Raw genomic sequence first — 628 nt, forward strand, 5'->3', positions numbered from 1 at the left:
AAAAAAATTATAGTATCCCGAACGGGATACACCAGCTACTTTACACAAGTAACTCACCATATTTCTTAAGTTATATTTTATGATGACAGAACGAATCAGGATATATTTCTGACTAGGTGATAACGTTATTTCCTTCTCATCCTCCCTTCCATAAGTTTGATCTTTTTTAACAATTCATTTTCTGCCTTTAGTAAGTTCCGTTCGGCTTCTAAACGAGCATACTTCTCTTCTAACGTAAGCTCTCTCTCAAGAGTTCTTCCCGCGTTTTCGGTGCGTGTATCTCGTAAACCAAATACACCATTTTTTCTGTAAGCAGCACGCCATCTACTTCCTGATGACATAATTCGTTTCATTCCAATCATATCTATATCAAAACCACATTCTTCAAAAATATTTCGGGGTAGTTTTCCTTTCGCATTCTCCTCAATAAAAATACGCTTAAATTCATCTGTATAAGTGATACCTTTCTGACTTACAGATTTTATATATGGGTTATTTGATAGAATTTGAATGTCTCTTTCTGTAAATAGCTTTTTTGTCATTTTAAACCTTCTCCGATTCCAATTTTCTCTCATTATACAAGAAATACCCTATAGAATAGACTTTTTTTCAGTGTCTATTCTATAGG

1 pseudogene is annotated in these 628 nt (G+C 33.8%); it reads right to left on the reverse strand.

Annotation, left to right across the window (positions count from 1 at the left end):
* A pseudogene (locus SB773_RS29930) lies at positions 1-542 on the reverse strand (HTH domain-containing protein); the annotation flags it as partial.
* Positions 543-628 lie beyond the last annotated feature (86 nt).

Source organism: Bacillus sp. SIMBA_074 (assembly GCF_046534555.1).
Classification (GTDB): domain Bacteria; phylum Bacillota; class Bacilli; order Bacillales; family Bacillaceae_G; genus Bacillus_A; species Bacillus_A mycoides.